Genomic DNA, 19035 nt, shown 5'->3' with positions numbered 1-19035 from the left:
ATTTGTTGCTTTAATATTGAAACTTACGTATAATATCGGTTTATTTTTCATTGATAGATACCAACTATGGCTAAAGACGATATTATTGAATTTGAAGGTGAAGTTATTGATACCCTTCCAAATACATTGTTTAAAGTTCGTTTAGAAAACGGACACGAGATTATTGCTCATATCTCAGGAAAGATGCGTAAGCACTATATCCGTATTTTAACGGGCGACAAGGTTAAAGTAGAAATGACGCCTTATGATTTGACTAAAGGTCGCATTACCTACCGTGGCAAAAACTAATCTCTTATAGTGTTTTATCTTTAAGATATCAGCTATTTACTCTTAAGTCGTTGAGTAGATTATCTTGTTATTATGTAACACTAAACGATTTTTACGATAATAATAAAAAATGGTAGCCTGTTTCTTGCTATCTTTTATAATCAATCGTACTTAATTTTGCCAAAAAAATACCGCCAATTTTGAGCGGTATTTTTGTATTTGAGGTTTGGAAACTACTTGAATTCTACTGTTGCGTCATCTTTGATCGTACCTAGTAGTGCTAAAGCGTCCCAGTTGGTCAACCTTATGCATCCTGATGATGCTTGTCTGCTGATGCGGGCCGGGTCTGGTGAACCATGAATGCCATAAGTAGGCTTACTTAGCCCTATCCATACTATTCCTACTGGATTATTCGGCCCTGGCGGAATAATCGCCTGATTGCCATCCTCGCCAGTATAAGTGTAGTTAGGTTCATGTACTTTGACTTCAACTTTATGCGTCCCTGATGGTGAGGGTGTTTCCGTGCTACCGACAGTCGTTGGATAACTTGCAACTAAGTTGTCTTTCTCATCATAAGCATATAGAGTTTCAGTCGCTTTATCAGCGACTACTCGACTTATCGGTTTTGTGTTTGGATTACCAGGGTTATAAACAGTGATGGTCTCTCCAGGCTCAAACTTAGCATTCGGGTTAAGAGTCTTAAGATACTTCTCACTCATATGAAATTTTTCTGCTAACGCTTCACTGATGCTTTCATAGTACATACCTTCAAGCTTGGCTTTCGCTTCTGCACCAGTAGGAATGCTAGTAGTTTTCACATTCACATCGGCATCATTTAGCTTATAGCTAACCAATACAGGTTGGGACATAAGCTTTTTATTGTTAGTTAAGGCTTGCCATGTCTCATCATTGAGATGATCTGTCACCTTCAAACCACGAGCTTTTTGGAACGCTTGCATGGCCTTTCGAGAGTTTTTACCCCAATAACCATCTATAGGCCCGACACTACTTTGGTTCCAGTTCAGTAAAGCTTGAAGCTTGGTACTCATGCTACGATTTACCTCTACCCCTTTCTGCCAACTATCGTTATTCACCTTTTGAGCAAACTTTGGTAAGTTATCTGTCGCATACTTAATAGTAGGCAATAGCTTGTTCAATGAAGTTACCGTGTCACTATCTCCAGCAAGCTTTTGACTGACTCCATTAGTCACCGGACTAACATCAGTGCTAGAAAATTTGTTACTAGCATTAGCATTGGTATTGGTATTGGTGTTAGCAGCAAAACTTGGGTTCATTAATAGTGCTACAATTAGTCCTAACACCCCCATGCTTTTACTTTTTGGTTTATACATATTTTATTCCTCAATTTTTTATTATAGACAGATCAAAATTATTGTTTTGTTTTTCGCTTTTGATAAAACCAAGCAAGATGATAATCGACCTATTTCTATGGATAGCTCTATAAGATACTAGTTGTATACACTCTTTGAGCAGATATAATCATGTCACAATAGCATTATATAATGTAACAGATTTATGTTAACAAACATCTAGTCTTATAGTCTCTGTGTTAAAAAAGCGCCTACAGTACAGATTATAGATTTAACCGCTATGATCTAAGTATTATTAATCATAAAAAACCCGCAAACTGCTGAGCAATTTACGGGCAAACTATCTTTAAGACTTTTTGTAAAACAAATACTAATGTCTATTATTATATTCGTATAGATTTATTTATACAAGCTTTGCCAATACTGCCTGACCCATCTCTTGACACCCTACTTGTCGTAAATCAGCTTCACTACTGTCTAAGATATCAACTGTACGTAAGCCGTCATCAAGAACATCACTCACTGCCTGTTCAATCGCTTGGGCAGCTTGTTCTTGCTTAAAAGTATAGCGTAGCATCATAGCGACAGAGAGTATGGTGGCTAATGGATTGGCTTTATCTTGTCCAGCGATATCGGGTGCAGAACCATGGCAAGGCTCGTACATCCCTTTACCCTTTTCATCAAGACTGGCGGACGGCAACATGCCAATAGAGCCTGTTAGCATAGCCGCTTCATCAGATAAAATATCGCCAAACATGTTGCCCGTTACCATAACATCGAACTGCTTTGGATCACGAATCAGCTGCATACAAGCATTATCTGCATACATATGACTAAGTGCAACGTCAGAATACTGAGATTCTTGCATTTTAGTCATGGTTTCTTTCCAAAGCTCAGTGACTTCTAAAACGTTTGCTTTGTCTACCGAACAGATTTTTGCAGGTTTATCACTTGCTTTAGCACGAACTTGCGCCAAATCAAAAGCCACCTTACCGATACGCTCAATCTCGCTGGTTTTATAGACCATGGTGTTATAGCCTTGCTGTTCACCATTATCCAAAGTACGAATGCCGCGCGGTTCACCAAAATAGATACCACCCGTTAGCTCACGAACGATTAATAAGTCTAGGCCTGAGATAATTTCAGCCTTAATACTAGAGGCATTCGCCAATTGCGGATAAAGCTTAGCAACACGTAAGTTGGCAAATAAACCAAGCTCACTACGGATTTTTAGCAGACCACGCTCAGGACGTTTACTGCGTTCGATGGTGTCCCATTTGGGCCCACCAACTGCACCTAACAATACGGCGTCCGCTGCACGTGCTTGGCTAAGTGTTTCTTCTGGCAAGGGTTCACCAGTTGCATCAATAGCTGTTCCACCAATCAACCCAGACTCAAGAGTCAAGTTTAATTTAAACTTTTTGTTGACGGCTTGTAGTACATCGATGGCTTGGGTCATAATTTCAGGACCAATGCCGTCACCAGCTAATGTTAAAATCGTTGCCATACTAATCCTTGTTGATAGATAAAAAAAGAAGAGACAAGCGTCTAATGTTGCTTTAACCGATCTATGTCCATGATATATGACATCAAATTAATGGGTCGAAAGATACAATATTACACCTTAGCTTTTGACTGTGTTGCTTGTGCTGATTGCTTTATTTGGTTTGTCACGTTCGTTTCTACAAACTCACCCTGACTTTCGTTATTCATCTGTTTACAAAACTGACGCTTGATACTATCGTTTTGAATAAGATCAATACATAAAGGATTGGGCGAGGCTGTGTCTAATAAACTGCCCGTATCTTGGCTAGATTCTTTACGGTAAGCACGGAGTAGATAAGTGTCTGGCTCTATAAACTCATGGATCATAGCAAAACGCTCAATATAACCCATATTATTTTCAGGATAAAAATTTATATGCACTTCACGTTTTGCAGGCTTAACTCGCGCATAATAGTTTATCATCCCAGCCATACCAGAAGCTGATAACGGTACAACCTTGACAGAGTGCTGATTCTTTAATGGTGTAAATAGCACATTTTGTGTACGCTTAACAACTTTATCATCCGTATCAAACACACTTAACAGCTTATGATCTACTGGTTGATGTGTATCTGGCGCGATAACCGCAGTTTGGTCGATTTGCATAATTTCACAATGATAAGTACCCGCACAAGCGATGTTTACTTCTCCAGCAATCGGTTTGATTTTCCCTGCCCACTTGTCAGCGCTTTCTGCATCATCTATTTTCTGATAGCCTGTTAGTAGCTGACAACCCGACAATAGCAAGCTTGTTGCGATAGAAAGACTGGTAAATATAGCAATACGTTTTTTATTCATAATGATGACTACTATTTCATAGTGATAACAAATTACCTTTCATTCTAGTCATTTTGTTACGATAACTCAACGTTGTATTATTGACCAATTCATTTTTATTAAACATCAATTTATATAACATTAAAAACTTAACTTTATGCTTTGACTTGATTGAATATCCACGGCGTCTTTTGTTGCATTTGCTGTTCGTACGCATTAATCGCATCACTTTGCTGTAGAGTAAGCCCAATATCATCTAGTCCATTTAATAGACAATGCTTACGAAAATCGTCAACTTCAAAACAGTATTCTTGTCCAGTTGGATCAATAACGACTTGTCTCTCTAAATCTACGCTTAACTCATAACCTTCATTTTTCAAAGTTTCTTTCATTAACTTATCGACAATTGCTTCCTCCAAAATAATGGGAAGCATGCCATTTTTAAAGCAATTATTATAAAAAATATCAGCAAAACTTGGGGCAATGACCGTACGAAAACCATACTCAGACAACGCCCAAGGCGCATGCTCACGGCTAGAGCCACAGCCAAAATTCTTGCGGGCAAGTAAAATAACGGCATCTTGATAGCGTGGCTGATTTAGTACAAACTCTGGATTTATTGGACGCGTGCTGTTGTCCTGACCTGGGTAGCCTTCATCTAAATAACGCCAGTCATCGAATAAGTTGACGCCAAAACCAGTACGCTTAATAGACTTCAAAAACTGTTTAGGGATAATTTGATCGGTATCGACGTTTGCGCGATCTAGCGGACAGACGATACCCGTTTGAGTATTATAAGCTTGCATAATAGTTCCTATCGTATTCTCAGTAGTGTTGGTAGATACTGATTGGCAAAATCAACCCATGATGTATTATCGACATAAATAAATAGTTTTATACAATCAGTATCAGACGCGTTGTGACGGATGCGCAGCTTAAACAACGCAATTGTCTATCAACTAAAAAGTACGTACATCCACAAAGTGACCAGCCAATGCAGCGGCGGCGGCCATCGCAGGACTGACCAAATGCGTACGTCCGCCAGTACCTTGACGACCTTCAAAGTTACGGTTAGACGTCGAAGCACAGTGCTCTTCTGGTTCAAGCTTGTCTGCATTCATCGCAAGGCACATTGAACAACCTGGCTCTCGCCACTCAAAACCTGCATCAGTAAATAGCGTGTTTAACCCTTCGGCTTCGGCTTGTCGTTTTACTTGTCCAGAGCCTGCTACTACGATGGCTTCTTTGATCGTATCTGCAATTTTACGACCCTTAATCACTGCTGCTGCGTCCCGCAAATCCTCTATACGTGAGTTGGTACAAGAGCCTATGAAGACCCGATCAAGTTGGATATCAGTAATCGGCTGACCTGCCTGCAACCCCATATAGGTATAAGCACGTAACCAACCCTCTTGCTGCGTCTCATCAGCAGCCTGATCAGGTGTGGGTACCGACTGAGTAATATCAACGACCATCTCAGGCGATGTGCCCCAAGACACTTGCGGGGCAATCTGACTACCATCAATCTCTATAATCGTATCAAACTTGGCATCATCGTCCGAAAACAATGTACGCCAGTAAGCCTCTGCTTGCTCCCACTGCTCATCAGTTGGCGCATAAGGACGACCTTTAACATAATCAATCGTTGTGTCATCTACAGCTACCATACCCACGCGTGCGCCTGCCTCAATTGCCATATTGCAGACAGTCATGCGCCCCTCCATACTCATATCTTCAAATACTTTGCCTGCAAACTCAATGGCATGACCGTTGCCACCAGCAGTCCCGATCTTGGCAATAATGGCAAGTACCACATCTTTTGAGGTCACGCCAGCACCAAGTTCACCATTCACGCGGATTTGCATGTTTTTCATTTTTTTGGTAATTAAACACTGGGTTGCAAGCACATGCTCTACCTCAGAGGTACCGATGCCATGAGCAAGACAACTAAGCGCACCATGGGTTGCAGTATGCGAATCACCACACACTACCGTCATGCCTGGAAGTACCAAGCCTTGTTCAGGACCAACCACGTGCAAAATACCCTGACGAGTATCGTTAATGGTGAATTCAGCAATATCGAATTTAGCGCAGTTATCATCTAACGTTACGACCTGCAAACGCGATACCTTGTCTTTGATACCAGAGACCCCTTCAAGTCGCTCTTTGACCACTGTAGGTACGTTATGATCAGGACTAGCAATGTTAGCCGACAAACGCCATGGGGTACGATTAGCAAGCTCCAATCCTTCAAATGCCTGCGGACTTGTTACCTCATGCAATAAATGACGATCGATATAAATTAAGCTCGAACCATCATCGCGCTGTGTGACTTCATGCGCATTCCAAAGTTTGTCGTATAACGTGTGACCGGCCATGTTGCTATCCTTTGTTAATTGCTAATTGTCTATGATGAAATGCCACTGTATCTAGCGCATGCTAAACGTTTTTGGCCGCATAAAGCTCTTTGCTCTTTCTTAAGGTTACTTTGATAACGGTTATTTTATTCGGACGTCGTTCATCGACAAGTTATCAAGCGATTAAAATAAAAACATCAAAAAGTACTTTGATACCTTGTGATTATAGCAGCCTAATTCTATAATAATAATTGATGATTTTTATCTATTCACAAACTTTTATTTCTAATATATAACGAATAGACAAGCCAACTTTTATTTATAGCTTATTTTGAAGCTAAGGACATCGGTGTGAATACCACTAATTTGACGACGTTTGTGACTGTTATGCAAACAGGTAGCATCTCAGGCGCAGCAGAAAAGCTATTTATCACTCAACCTGCTGTCAGTAAACGTATCAAAAACCTAGAGGACGAGTTCAATATCGTCCTTTTTGATACAGTAGGTCGAGGTATCGTACCGACTCAAGCAGCAAGTGAGATGCTACCACATGCCAAACGCTGGTTAGAAGATTATGAAAATTTTAAAATAAACTTGCAACACTCTAAGCAAATGGTCTCTGGCAAGTTGGTCATCGGTACCAGTCATCATATTGGTTTGCATCATCTTGCACCAGTGCTAAAAGATTTTATCCAAAGTTATCCTGCTGTACAGCTCGAAGTCCATTTTGTGGATTCAGAAGAAGCGCACAAAGCGGTTCTTGATGGCAATTTATCTTTGGCTTTTTTGACGTTACCACCTGTTTATGATAAGCGTCTAACCTATCATACATTGTGGTCAGATCCATTATATTTTATGACAGGTACGCTGTCGCCATTAGCCACAAAAACCAATGTAACTTTAGAGCAGTTGGCTCATTATCCTGCTATTCTGCCCTCTGCTAATACTTTTACTAGTCAAATTACTTTGGCAGAGTTCGCCAAACACAATTTAAAACCTTATGCGACAATGAGTACCAACCCTCTAGAATCTATTCGTATGTTAGTGTCGGTAGGACTTGGATGGTCTGTATTACCGCAAACGTTAATCAGTCAAGATTTAGAACGTATTAATATGGCCGATAATATTGAGCTACAGCGCTATCTAGGCGTCGTTATCAATCCAAAGCTTACACGCTCAAGTAGCGTTGAGGCACTGTTAGAATTGCTTGCTCCTATCGATTAGTAATGGGGCCTACTGAACATAGCTACCAATACAGTCAGCAAATAAATCTACCAAATAATGTTATTTGGTAGTTAGCGACCCACATGAAAAGCAGTGGTTCGCAATTATAATCTCTATACGTTATAATACGCTCAAGTTTATGTTCATAACATATAGTTACCATAATAACACTGATACTCACCTATTGAATGGTTTGAGTAAGTTACGATAGCAAACAATACTGTTTTATTAATCGTTTATTGTAATAAGCGGTTCATTAATCATAGATATTATCAGTAATAGTCTTTAAGAATGGTGCTTTATGGTTGAACTTTCCTAAATTTTGCATACTCTATTTGTATAAGATGCAGAGTTGACAGTTTTAAATGATTGATTTTGTCCACAACGATTGATTAAAACGACTTAAATTAGGTAATTTAATTAATGGTTGATAACGCGATGTTATAGGTAAAAACAGCATCAATCATATAAAACTATAAGTAAGTACTGACTATAAGCAAAAAGCCATTTTGTTCTACTTAATGGCTTTTTTTGTCTTTATACATCGTCTTTTAATCGTAAGATTTTATAGTTAAATATAATTAAAACCAACAATGTTGGTTAAGGACAGTTTATATGAATGGGATTTCTAGTGGCGTGCTAATATCACTTGGCGCCTATTTTTTGGTAATGATTGGGATTGGCATTTACGCCTACTTTAAACAAGCAAACGATACTGAAGGCTATATGCTCGGTGGCCGTAACCTAGGCCCTGCTGTCACAGCCTTATCAGCAGGCGCATCAGACATGTCAGGTTGGCTATTACTAGGTCTACCTGGGTATATGTATGCCGACGGTGTGGTCAGTGTCTGGATTGCACTTGGTTTAACACTTGGTGCCTTATTGAACTATATTATCGTCGCCCCGCGTCTACGCGTTTATACCGAAGTTGCTGACAATGCAATTACTCTACCCGACTATTTTGCCAATCGCTTTGAAGACAAGTCGCACATGCTACGTGTCATATCAGCATTGGTTATCATCTTGTTCTTTACCGTTTATACTGCTGCAAGCTTAGTTGGCGGTGGTAAGCTTTTTGAGAGCTCACTCAATTTATCTTATAGCATGGGACTTTGGGTAACGGCTGGTGTTGTTGTCGCCTACACCTTATTTGGTGGTTTCTTAGCAGTTTCAATGACTGACTTTGTGCAAGGTATCATCATGTTATTTGCGATGGTCATCGTGCCGATCGTTGCCTTTACCGATCTTGGTGGCATTTCAGCTACTACACAGGCGGTTGGAAATATTGATACAAATCTGCTAAATGTTACTAGTGGTATGACTGTTATTGGTATCATCTCCTTGATGGCATGGGGGCTTGGTTATTTTGGTCAACCCCATATTATTGTACGTTTTATGGCTATTCGTTCAGTTAAAGATGTACCGACAGCACGTAATATTGGTATGAGCTGGATGGTCGTTAGTCTTATTGGTTCATTGATGACTGGTTTTGCTGGCCGTGCTTATGTACAAAAAACTGCTATGACTCTCGATGACCCCGAGACTATTTTCTTAGTATTTACGCAGTTTTTATTCCATCCATTGGTGTCAGGTTTCTTATTGGCTGCTATTTTAGCTGCTATTATGAGTACTATCTCATCTCAGCTATTGGTGGTATCAAGCTCACTAACAAAAGATGTCTATAAATTATTCTTTGACAAAGATGCACCAGAAGCCCGTCAAGTATTGGTTGGTCGTATCTCAGTTATTATCGTCGCTGTAGTTGCTATTTTCCTAGCGTCTGATCCAGATAGCTCGGTATTGAACTTGGTTTCTAATGCTTGGGCAGGATTTGGTGCAGCGTTTGGACCACTGGTTATCTTCAGTCTTACTTGGCGCGGTATGAACCGTAACGGTGCCGTTGCTGGTATGGTTGTTGGTGCATTGACGGTTATTTTATGGGTCTATGGTCCATTCGAGATGAATGGTGTGGCATTAAATAGCTGGTTGTACGCTATTGTTCCAGGCTTTATCTTAAGTACCATTGCTATTTTTGTAGTTAGTATGATGACTGGCGGTCCAAGACCTTCAGTATCTGCTAAGTATAAAGAGATGGAGCTAAACTTAAACAAATAAGCTTATAGACCGTCCTATCGCTATAAAAAAACCTCGTCACTATTGACGAGGTTTTTTGTTGTCAGTTTCTTATTAGTAATTATTTACTTAATACAAGCCGTTTTAACGAATAAGAAATGTAGCTTGACCTATACTACAAGCATGAAATTGATTTAATGATGTTATATGGTTTGTGAGAGCATGCAACAGATATGGTCTTTATAATTATAATTTTTATAGTAAGTTCGAAATAAAAAAGACGCGTTGATAATAACCATAAAAAAGCGACCCATTATGGATCGCTTTTTTTATAAAATATAGTACAACTTATAAGTTAGGTCTTTTATGGTTAGATTAAAAATCTTGTTTTGCTTGGTATGATAGCTTCACACCGACGATATAACCGTCGTTGTCATCAAAATCAGCAACGATTTTGTCAGTTGGCAATGCACCTTGAGCATCACCGAACCATAAGTATTTTCCACCAGCTGATACGGCCCATTCTGGAGTGACATTATACTTAGCGCCCAGACCAACACTGTAGTAGCCTTCGACAGGTCCTAATGACGTCGTAGGATCTCCAGCACCACTATCCCAACCAATAGTACCATTTACTGCTAACGCAGGTGCTAAACGCTTAGCCAAGCCCAGCTCTACCTGCCATTGATCGTCATCATAATCAACTAAGTTTAAACCATCTTCTGCATACAGTTCGTTGTTTTTACTGACTTCATTATATAATGGCGGTGTTATTTTAAAATCACCCCAAGGTACCCAGCGTACTTTTGCTGTGGCTAAAGTCGTTGGATTGATACCGGTTTGGAAATCAAAATTGACCGATTCTGGGGTCGTGATTTCGTACTTACTGCTTTGATTGGCTGCGGCAGGATCACCAGCTAGAACGCCAGCTAGCGGATATGTTTCGGCTATATTCATATCATGGTCAATCTCAGAACGATATGTCAGTGCCGCTTTTAAAGCAATTTCAGGTTTGCTATATGACATACCTGCGATCCAACCATAATCCATATCAGGATTACTGCTTGAAGTATAGCCAGTCGCTGGACCATAAGCCAATCCGCGCAGTTTTACTTCAGATTCAATACGCTGAGCGACCGGACCACCATATAATTGGAACTCTTTATTAGCACCGAACTTCATACCTAGAAGTCCTGTTAAGCTTTGGCTACGAACCTCTACATTGGTATTTTCACCTGCATTACCTGCCTCAGCTTGTGCTATTGCACCTGCAGTACCAAGATTAGTAGCATCGTCCACAAAACCTTGTGCTGCTTCTGCTTGTTCTTCGGCTTGTCGTGCAAAATCTTGTGCGACTTGTGGATCTGTAGCTGTTGCAGCTAACTGTCCAAGTCGTTGCGCTTCTGCACCAGCGGCTTGAGCATCTTCAGTTAAACCTTGAATAGCATCTCCAATAGTCGCAGCATTCACTCGTCCATTAGTTAACTGAGTGATAGAAGCATTAATATCGCCTTTTGAAACGAAATTACTATCACCAGTATATTCAGCAGCAGCACCAAATGGCTCATCATATAAAAGACCGATACTAAAGGTATCATTGATATCTGCTTTTACGCCATAACGGAAAAAATCATAAGATTCAGCAATATCACCAGTGTCACCACCTTCAACATAAGTATTACTGCTAGGCACATTATTTGCGCTATCTCTACCACTAACGTCAGCATCAATGTAAGTATAGACAGATTCGGCATAAACGCCATCTTGGAAGAAAGCAGTGACATCTTGACCCGAGCGATCAAGGCCAGCAGCGTTTGTTACGCTGGCTACAGAAAGCGTTGCGATCGCTACCGCAAGTGTTTTTAAATGAAAGGTAGTGCGCATTGTATATCTCCAAACGTCCTCGTTGTTTTACCGTTCCTATAATCAGTAGGTCAGAACAATCTCCTTCCATACCTATTATTTAAACGGTCTCCTAATTTGAATAGTAATGGCTTTCTCACACTAAGACAACACTTAAAGTACTTTATTTCTCAAATATGACTGGACAGTTCTTAATTATTATTATGCACTTAAGTGAATATTATTAATATTTTTCTAACCGAATAACTTATGCATACCGACTTCTTGTCAACCAAATTTATACTGTCAAGAACGCTTTCAATAAATAAGTTTAATTTATAAAGACCAATAAAAAAGCGACCCTTATTGGATCGCTTTTTTATCATTAAATAATAAGTATTAGATGACTATTGCTGCATCGAGATAGACGTGCAATTCTTAGCACTATTGCGCTTGGTAAGAAACTTTAACCCCTAGTACATAACCGTCGTTGTCTTCAAAGTTGCTGACGATATCTTGGGTTGGTGTCTTACCTTTTGCATCACCAAACCATAAATATTTACCGCCTGCTGATACTGCCCAGTTTTCGGTGACATTGTATTTGGCACCAAGACCTGCACTATAGTAGCCTTCGATAGGACCTAAAGACGTGACTGGGTCACCTGCTCCGCTATCCCAGCCAACTGTACCACTAACTGCTAGAGCTGGTGTTAGGCGTTTGGCCAATCCAAGCTCAACAACCCATTGCTCATCATCATAGCTGACTAAATCTAAACCTTTGTCATCTCCAGTCAGAGTTTTACTAACTTCATTGTAGTTTGGTGGTGTAATTGCAAAGTCATCCCAAGGTACCCAGCGCACTTTTGCAGTCGCCAGTGTCGTTGGATTAACACCTGTTTGGAAGTCTAAATTGACTGATTTTGGTGTGGTAATTTCAATTGAATTACCAACGCCTACATCAAAACTTTCGCCAATCTGGGTTTTGTGATCAATCTCAGATCGATAAGTCAGAGCAGCTTTTAAAGCAATTTCAGGCTTGCTGTATGAAGCTCCAGCTAACCAACCATAATCTTGGCTAGGGTTGATATTCGCAGTATAGCCCGAAGCTGGACCATAAGCAGCACCACGTAGCTTTACATTAGCTTCTATGCGCTGTGCAACTGGGCCACCATACACTTGGAAGTTTTTGTTTTGACCAAGCTTCATGCCCAATATACCCGTTAGGCTGTGGCTACGTACTTCAACATTGGTCGCCTCACCTGCTGCATCTGCTGCTCCTTTTAGAATTTCTAGTTGAGCCAGCCCTTCTGCTATATCTGGCTTAGCAGCGTCTGGTATATTTGGATTAGCTAGAGCGCCTTTAGCCTGAGCGATTGCACCATTGAGTGTTGCAACATTCGGAATGTCTCCTCCTGATCCACCTGCAACAATCGTATCGGCATCGTCGATTGAAACAAAGTTGTTGTCACCACTGTAAAGAGCAGCAGCACCAAATGGCTCGTCGTATAACACGCCAATACTAAAGGTGTCATTGATGTCGGTTTTTACACCATACCGAAAAAAGTCGTAGGATTCCGCGATATCATCTATTTTTCTGCCTTGTACATAGCTTTCATCATTAGAGCGTACCACTGCATTGTCATAGCCTGTGACATCAGCATTAATATAGGTATAGACGGTTTCTGCATAAGTGCCATCTTGTAAAAATGCAGTAATATCTTGACCTGAGCGATCAAGACCAGCAGCGCTAGCAACGCTAGCGATAGAAAGAGCTGCAACAGCTACTGTGAGAGTTTTTAAATGAAAAATTGCGCGCATTGTCTATCTCCAAACGTCCGCATTGTTTTACTACTTTGTCCTATGTAGACAAGTAAGCAGTATCCGAAGTCAAAGATAGTAAAGTTTTTGGCACACTAAAACAACTGAAAAAAAATATTATTTCTCTTTTATGACTAAATAGTCATAAAAGAGTGTTTTTATGTATATAGATGAATATAATAGTTTAGAGAACTTGATCTGTTTTTATAGCTAGTTATAGCTAGTTATAGCTATACGCGCTAGTAATGCGGTGGTCTATCTGCTATTACATCGAATGGTGCAATGCCGTCGTCAGTCCTCTGGCTTTCTACTTGCTTATAGACCAGTTGGAGCTGACGCTGTAACGTATGAATATGCTGGTCTTGACGAGCAATTACCTCATCAAGTCGCTCTACAGTCAATTCAAGATGCGCCATGCTCATTTGTAGATCGACCATTTGTGTTTGTAGTTCAGATAGTTCTATTGCATGATCTTTTTGGTTTGCATTATTCTTTGATGCTGTCTTCATACTTATCTCATTGTCATAATTATTTGTAGCATGGAGCTTATATTATAGGTCATTTATAGGGAACAAAGCATTAACACAGGAATCAAAACCATCTTACTAAAATTTTAATCATAATAGAGGTGATAAAAAGTCCTTGCTTACACTAAAGTCATCTAGCAGCATGTTATACTGTTAACAATTTGGCAATATTCTTTAAACCTCTATTGTCCACTCATTGTTTTTATCACTATATATAAGCTTAAGATAATTTATGGCACTGATACATTTAAAAAATATTCATCTCGCCTTTGGCGTCGCCCCTGTCCTCGATGGTATTGATTTTAGCATTAATGAAGGTGAGCGCGTCTGTTTGATCGGCCGCAATGGTGAAGGTAAATCTACTTTATTCAAACTCATCAACGGCTCTTTACAGCCTGATAGTGGTGAAATCATCATCAATGGTAGTGCAAGCGTAGCGATGCTTGAGCAAGATGTACCTGAAACCAGTGGTAAAATACTCGACATCGTCATGGGTGGTAGCCGCCATACCGCTGATTTACTGATTAAATACAATCAGCAAACTGACCTATGCGCAAATGGCGATATGGATGCGTGCGAGCGTATGGCAACGTTGCAACATGATATCGACGCTGTGCATGGCTGGGATCTAGAGCGCGAAGCAAGACGGTTAATTACAACGATGGGGCTTGATCCTGAAGATGATTTATCCTCTTTATCTGGTGGTCGTAAGCGCCGTGTGTTACTGGCGCGGGCATTAGTGACCAAGCCTGATATGCTCTTATTAGATGAGCCGACCAACCATTTAGACGTTGATAGTATTGAGTGGTTAGAGCGCTTCTTGCTCGACTGGCAAGGCCTAACTCTACTGTTTGTCACTCACGATAGAGCATTCGTTGATAAGCTTGCGACTCGCATTGTAGAGCTCGACCGCGGGCAGCTGACAAGCTATGACGTGACTCAGGGCGCAAAAGGTTATGCCCGTTATCAAGAACTTAAAGAGCAGCAGTTACTAGCAGAAGAAAAGAACAATGCCAATTTTGATAAAAAACTGGCGCAAGAAGAAGTATGGATTCGTCAAGGCATTAAAGCACGTCGTACCCGTAATGAAGGCCGCGTTCGTGAATTAAAAGCATTACGTGAAGAGCGTAGCGCACGCCGTGAGCAAGTTGGTAATGTTAACATTACTATGGGTGAAGGTGAAAAAAGTGGCAAGCTGGTCTGTAAGGTTAAAAACCTGCATCTAGAGTATGACGGTAATGTGTTGGTTGATAATTTTACAACCACTATTATGCGCGGTGATAAAATCGGCATTATAGGTCCAAATGGTGCAGGCAAAACCACACTTATTAAAGCCCTACTCGACATGTCTGATGATGAGGTAACCAAGACTGGTAGCGTTGAGCTTGGGACAAATTTGCAAATCGCTTTTTTTGATCAACTACGAGATCAGCTGGATCTTGAAGCAACTGTCGCTCAAAATGTATCAGAAGGCTCAGACTTTATCGAAGTTGGTGGTCGTAAAACCCACATCATGAGTTATTTACAAGATTTCTTATTTGCGCCTGAGCGTGCACGTACCCCGGTTAAAGCTCTATCAGGTGGTGAGCGTAATCGTGTCTTACTGGCCAAACAACTGCTAAAACCTGCCAATATCCTAGTGCTTGATGAGCCAACCAACGACCTAGATATGGCAACCCTTGAGCTATTAGAAGAATCGGTCAGCAGTTTTAACGGTACCATTCTCCTTATCAGCCATGATCGCTCGTTTATGGACAACGTGGTCACCTCTACTTGGGTATTTGACCAAGACGAAAATGGCAAAGGTGTGGTTAAAGAGTATGTAGGTGGTTATCAAGAATATTTGATACAGAAAAAACGTGTTCAAGCTGCTCATGCGGCCAAATCTGCAAATAAAGCCTCTGAAAATACCAAATCTACCAATAAGTCAGCAGCGGAAAACAAACCTAAAAAAACAGCTAAAAAATTAAATTTTAATGAGCAGCGTGAGCTTGATAACCTACCAAAACAGATTGCTACTCTTGAGCAAGAACAAACTCAATTACAAGAGAAACTAGCGGATGGTTCATGGTTCACCGAAGACTTCGACGCTGCAACCGTTGCAAGCGAGCGCTTATTAGTGATCGAAGATGAGATAATGAATATGCTTGAACGTTGGGAAGCCCTCGAAAACAATTAGAGCATTGTTAAATTAGATCAGTCTACAAAAGCAACTTACCTAGGTTTATGAATAGACCATAGTAACAAATCATAGATAAGCAGGTTTGGAATATGTTTAGGTGAACCAAATGATAGTAAATCTATGGAAAGTTAGTGAACATTGCCCTAATTTCGAGTATCATTCTTGGTCTTTGAATATCCTTATTAATTTTAAGGTGATTATTGCAATCGGATTTTAATATAATAAGGTTTCAGCTTTGATTTGGCTGTGACTTTTTCATAAGACTATAGCTATAAACAATGTGTTGTCAGAGTCGTTTTATTTTTGACACATTAATTTATTTTATGACCAAAATAGCTTAGAATAGCAACAATTAGCAAAATTAGGCACAGCTAACGTGGCTTATATATTTGTATTGTAAATTTCTAAGTCACAAACCCAGTGTGGGATAATCCCATTTCATTCACCTGGAGGAAGTATTAATGAGCCAAGCCGAAGGCGTTAATGTACAACGTCGTAGAGTTCTTATTGCCTCGACTGCCGCAATTGGTGCAGCTGGGGTAGCTGCTGTAGCAACACCTTTTGTTCGTTCTTGGACCCCAAGTGCTAAAGCAGAAGCTGCCGGAGCGGCAGTTACTCAAGACATCAGTTCTATCGAAGATGGACAAATGATCGTCGTCAAATATCGTGGCAAACCTATTTTTGTGGTTAAGCGCACTGAAGACATGATAGGTACGCTTGAATCAGTAAAACCGCTGTTATCTGACCCTGATTCTAGTGCATCGCTACAACCTGAATACTGTGTCAATCCTACTCGCTCTCTTGAACCGGGTATACTGGTGGTAGAAGGCGTTTGTACGCATTTGGGCTGTGCACCGAACTATCGTCCTGACGTTGGTGCAGCCGACTTAGGTGGCAATGACTGGTATGGTGGGTTTTTCTGTCCTTGTCACGGTTCTAAATACGACCTAGCGGGTCGTGTCTATAGTGGCGTTCCGGCACCGCTTAACTTACCCATCCCAGAATATAGTATGGATGGTACTATCTTGACGGTTGGGGAGGCTTAACATGAGTATGGGTAAAAAGTTAATGCATTGGGTGGACGCACGCTTTCCTGCGACCGAAACCTATGAATACCACATGTCAAAGTACTATGCGCCAAAGAATTTTAACTTTTGGTACTTTTTTGGCGTATTGTCAATGGTGGTATTGGTCAACCAATTGGTGACCGGTATTTGGCTTACGATGATGTACAACCCAAGTGCTGAAGGCGCGTTTGCGTCTGTTGAATATATCATGCGTGATGTGAAAGGCGGTTGGCTTATTCGCTATATGCATTCGACTGGTGCTTCAGCCTTCTTCGTTGTAGTCTACTTGCATATGTTCCGTGCCTTGCTTTATGGTTCATACCAAAAGCCTCGTGAGCTTATTTGGCTGATCGGGATGGGAATTTATTTGGCGTTGATGGCTGAAGGTTTCTTCGGTTACCTACTGCCTTGGGGCAACATGTCATTCTGGGGTGCACAGGTTATCTTAAACCTTCCTGCCGCGCTTCCTGTGATTGGTGATGGCCTTGCTGAATGGGTTCGTGGTGATTATATTATCTCAGGTATTACGTTAAACCGTTTCTTTGCGCTACACGTCGTTGCTATTCCTCTAGTACTTGTGGGCTTAGTCTTTATGCATATCGTTGCCTTGCATCATGTGGGTTCAAACAACCCAGACGGTATCGATATTAAAAAGCTTAAAGATAAAAATGGTGTGCCATTAGATGGTATTGAGTTCCATCCTTATTACACCGTGCATGACATGATCGGTATTGTTGTCTTCTTTATCTGTTTCTTTGCTGTAGTGTTCTTCTTCCCAGAAGGCGGCGGTTTCTTCCTAGAGCCACCAAACTTTGAAACAGCGAATTCACTAAAAACACCTGAACATATTGCACCTGTATGGTATTACACGCCTTTTTATGCAATCTTACGTGCTGTTCCAAATAAACTTGGCGGTGTTATTGCAATGGGTGGCGCAATTGCCGTGCTATTCTTAATACCATGGCTTGATAGATCACCAGTACGCTCTATACGTTATAAAGGTATCTTGTCTAAGATTGCATTAACTGTGTTTGCTATTAGCTTCATTGTACTGGGTTATTTAGGTGCTACGCCTGCGACACCAACGGCGACTATCATGGCCCGTGTCTTTACAATCTTGTATTTCTTGTTTTTCTTGTTGATGCCGATTTACACTGCTATCGAGAAGTGTAAACAGCCACCAGAACGTGTTACCGGAGGTCACTAATGAACACGCTAACAAAATCCTTAACAGGTTTAGGCTTAGGCGCGGCATTGACCTTGACTGCTGGTACGGCACTGGCAGCAGGCGGCGGCGGATGCGGGACTTTTGTCAATGCCGAAGGCGTTGAAGAACACTTAGCCTGTAGTACAGCGCCTATTGATTTTACTAATAAGGGCTCGCTACAAAACGGTGCAAAAATATTTATGAACTACTGTGCAGGTTGTCATTCTGCACAGTACGTCCGTCATTCACGTATTGCTAAAGATCTTGAAATACCACCTGAGCTTGTAGAAAAGTACTTGATGGTAACCACTGATCAAATCGGTGATCATATCAATGCTGAAATTGATCCTGAGATTCAAGCGTCATGGTTTGGTGCTGCACCACCAGATTTAACGCTTGAAACCAGACTGCGTGGTGATGATTGGGTTTATACATACTTACTATCGTTTTATGAAGATCCTAGCCGTCCTTGGGGGGCTAACAACTTAGTACTGGCAAATGCGGCCATGCCTCATGTATTGCATAATATGCAAGAAGAGTTAAGTGCTGAAGAATTCGAATCTGAAGTCGGTGACTTGGTGAATTTTATGGCATGGATGGCTGAACCTGCCCGTCATGACCGTCAAGTAATTGGTTTTTTTGTCATCTTATTCTTATTGGTACTACTCATTCCAGTTTACTTGCTTAATAAAGAGTTTTGGAAAGACGTGAAATAATAAAATAAGTAGACGTTAAAGATGTAGAAATTCAGTATAAACTAGGCACTACTTAGGTAGTGCCTTTTTTGCATTGTTTTAAAGTTCAATAAAATCTATCTT

Annotated in this window: 15 protein-coding genes; 7 read left to right on the top strand and 8 right to left on the bottom strand. The window is 40.7% G+C overall.

Features of this window, described 5'->3' with window-relative positions:
* The first annotated feature begins 66 nt into the window (after nucleotides 1-66).
* On the top strand, nucleotides 67-288 hold the full coding sequence (infA, locus tag ACTXGH_RS02750) for a translation initiation factor IF-1 (RefSeq protein WP_068036477.1): 222 nt from the start codon (nucleotides 67-69) through the stop codon (nucleotides 286-288).
* 212 nt (nucleotides 289-500) lie between these two features.
* On the opposite strand, the gene ACTXGH_RS02745 is transcribed toward infA, so the two are convergent.
* The 5 genes from ACTXGH_RS02745 to leuC all read right to left on the bottom strand — a co-directional run bounded on the left by ACTXGH_RS02745 (nucleotide 501) and on the right by leuC (nucleotide 6298).
* Nucleotides 501-1619 (bottom strand): L,D-transpeptidase family protein, encoded by a 1119-nt coding sequence (locus ACTXGH_RS02745; protein ID WP_439260595.1) that lies wholly within the window; start codon nucleotides 1617-1619, stop codon nucleotides 501-503.
* Nucleotides 1620-2001: 382 nt separating this feature from the next.
* Nucleotides 2002-3105 carry a 3-isopropylmalate dehydrogenase gene (gene leuB / locus ACTXGH_RS02740; protein ID WP_439260594.1) on the bottom strand — a complete coding sequence of 368 codons (1104 nt, stop codon included), beginning with the start codon at nucleotides 3103-3105 and terminating at the stop codon, nucleotides 2002-2004.
* Between the two features lie 110 nt (nucleotides 3106-3215).
* A complete protein-coding gene (locus tag ACTXGH_RS02735) occupies nucleotides 3216-3941 on the bottom strand; it encodes a hypothetical protein (protein ID WP_439260593.1) in 726 nt (241 codons plus the stop codon).
* Between the two features lie 134 nt (nucleotides 3942-4075).
* Nucleotides 4076-4726: a 3-isopropylmalate dehydratase small subunit gene (gene leuD / locus ACTXGH_RS02730; protein WP_439295825.1), complete on the bottom strand. Its 651-nt coding sequence runs from the start codon at nucleotides 4724-4726 to the stop codon at nucleotides 4076-4078.
* A 153-nt stretch (nucleotides 4727-4879) separates the two neighbouring features.
* Entirely contained in the window at nucleotides 4880-6298 is a 1419-nt protein-coding gene (gene leuC / locus ACTXGH_RS02725; RefSeq protein ID WP_439295826.1) for a 3-isopropylmalate dehydratase large subunit, read from the bottom strand.
* A gap of 330 nt (nucleotides 6299-6628) precedes the next feature.
* Between leuC and ACTXGH_RS02720 the strand changes: the two genes are divergently transcribed.
* Both ACTXGH_RS02720 and putP read left to right on the top strand, forming a co-directional pair.
* Nucleotides 6629-7501, top strand: a complete 873-nt coding sequence (locus ACTXGH_RS02720; RefSeq protein WP_299216559.1) for a LysR family transcriptional regulator — start codon at nucleotides 6629-6631, stop codon at nucleotides 7499-7501.
* A gap of 615 nt (nucleotides 7502-8116) precedes the next feature.
* Nucleotides 8117-9616: a sodium/proline symporter PutP gene (putP, locus tag ACTXGH_RS02715; RefSeq protein ID WP_439295827.1), complete on the top strand. Its 1500-nt coding sequence runs from the start codon at nucleotides 8117-8119 to the stop codon at nucleotides 9614-9616.
* A gap of 333 nt (nucleotides 9617-9949) precedes the next feature.
* Here putP and ACTXGH_RS02710 read toward each other — a convergent pair whose 3' ends face one another.
* The 3 genes from ACTXGH_RS02710 to ACTXGH_RS02700 form a co-directional block, all read right to left on the bottom strand.
* Complete coding sequence (locus tag ACTXGH_RS02710) at nucleotides 9950-11458, bottom strand: outer membrane protein transport protein (RefSeq protein WP_439295828.1); 1509 nt, start codon at nucleotides 11456-11458, stop codon at nucleotides 9950-9952.
* A 402-nt stretch (nucleotides 11459-11860) separates the two neighbouring features.
* Nucleotides 11861-13234: a hypothetical protein gene (locus ACTXGH_RS02705; protein WP_439260588.1), complete on the bottom strand. Its 1374-nt coding sequence runs from the start codon at nucleotides 13232-13234 to the stop codon at nucleotides 11861-11863.
* A gap of 239 nt (nucleotides 13235-13473) precedes the next feature.
* A complete protein-coding gene (locus ACTXGH_RS02700; protein ID WP_439260587.1) occupies nucleotides 13474-13743 on the bottom strand; it encodes a SlyX family protein in 270 nt (89 codons plus the stop codon).
* 250 nt (nucleotides 13744-13993) lie between these two features.
* On the opposite strand from ACTXGH_RS02700, the gene ACTXGH_RS02695 reads away from it, so the two are divergent.
* From ACTXGH_RS02695 to ACTXGH_RS02680, 4 genes are all read left to right on the top strand, one after another.
* Entirely contained in the window at nucleotides 13994-15940 is a 1947-nt protein-coding gene (locus ACTXGH_RS02695) for an ATP-binding cassette domain-containing protein (protein ID WP_439295829.1), read from the top strand.
* A 464-nt stretch (nucleotides 15941-16404) separates the two neighbouring features.
* Nucleotides 16405-16989 (top strand): ubiquinol-cytochrome c reductase iron-sulfur subunit, encoded by a 585-nt coding sequence (gene petA / locus ACTXGH_RS02690; protein WP_439260585.1) that lies wholly within the window; start codon nucleotides 16405-16407, stop codon nucleotides 16987-16989.
* Nucleotides 16990-17011: 22 nt separating this feature from the next.
* Entirely contained in the window at nucleotides 17012-18217 is a 1206-nt protein-coding gene (locus tag ACTXGH_RS02685) for a cytochrome b (RefSeq protein WP_299217979.1), read from the top strand.
* Complete coding sequence (locus ACTXGH_RS02680) at nucleotides 18217-18933, top strand: cytochrome c1 (RefSeq protein ID WP_299216576.1); 717 nt, start codon at nucleotides 18217-18219, stop codon at nucleotides 18931-18933. Before ACTXGH_RS02685 ends, ACTXGH_RS02680 begins: the two co-directional genes overlap by 1 nt.
* The last annotated feature ends 102 nt before the right edge of the window (nucleotides 18934-19035 follow it).

It is taken from the genome of Psychrobacter sp. 1Y10 (assembly GCF_052259005.1).
Taxonomy (GTDB): Bacteria; Pseudomonadota; Gammaproteobacteria; order Pseudomonadales; family Moraxellaceae; genus Psychrobacter; species Psychrobacter saeujeotis.
Note: the sequence above shows the minus strand (reverse complement) of the source record. Positions and strands in the feature narration are given on the sequence as shown.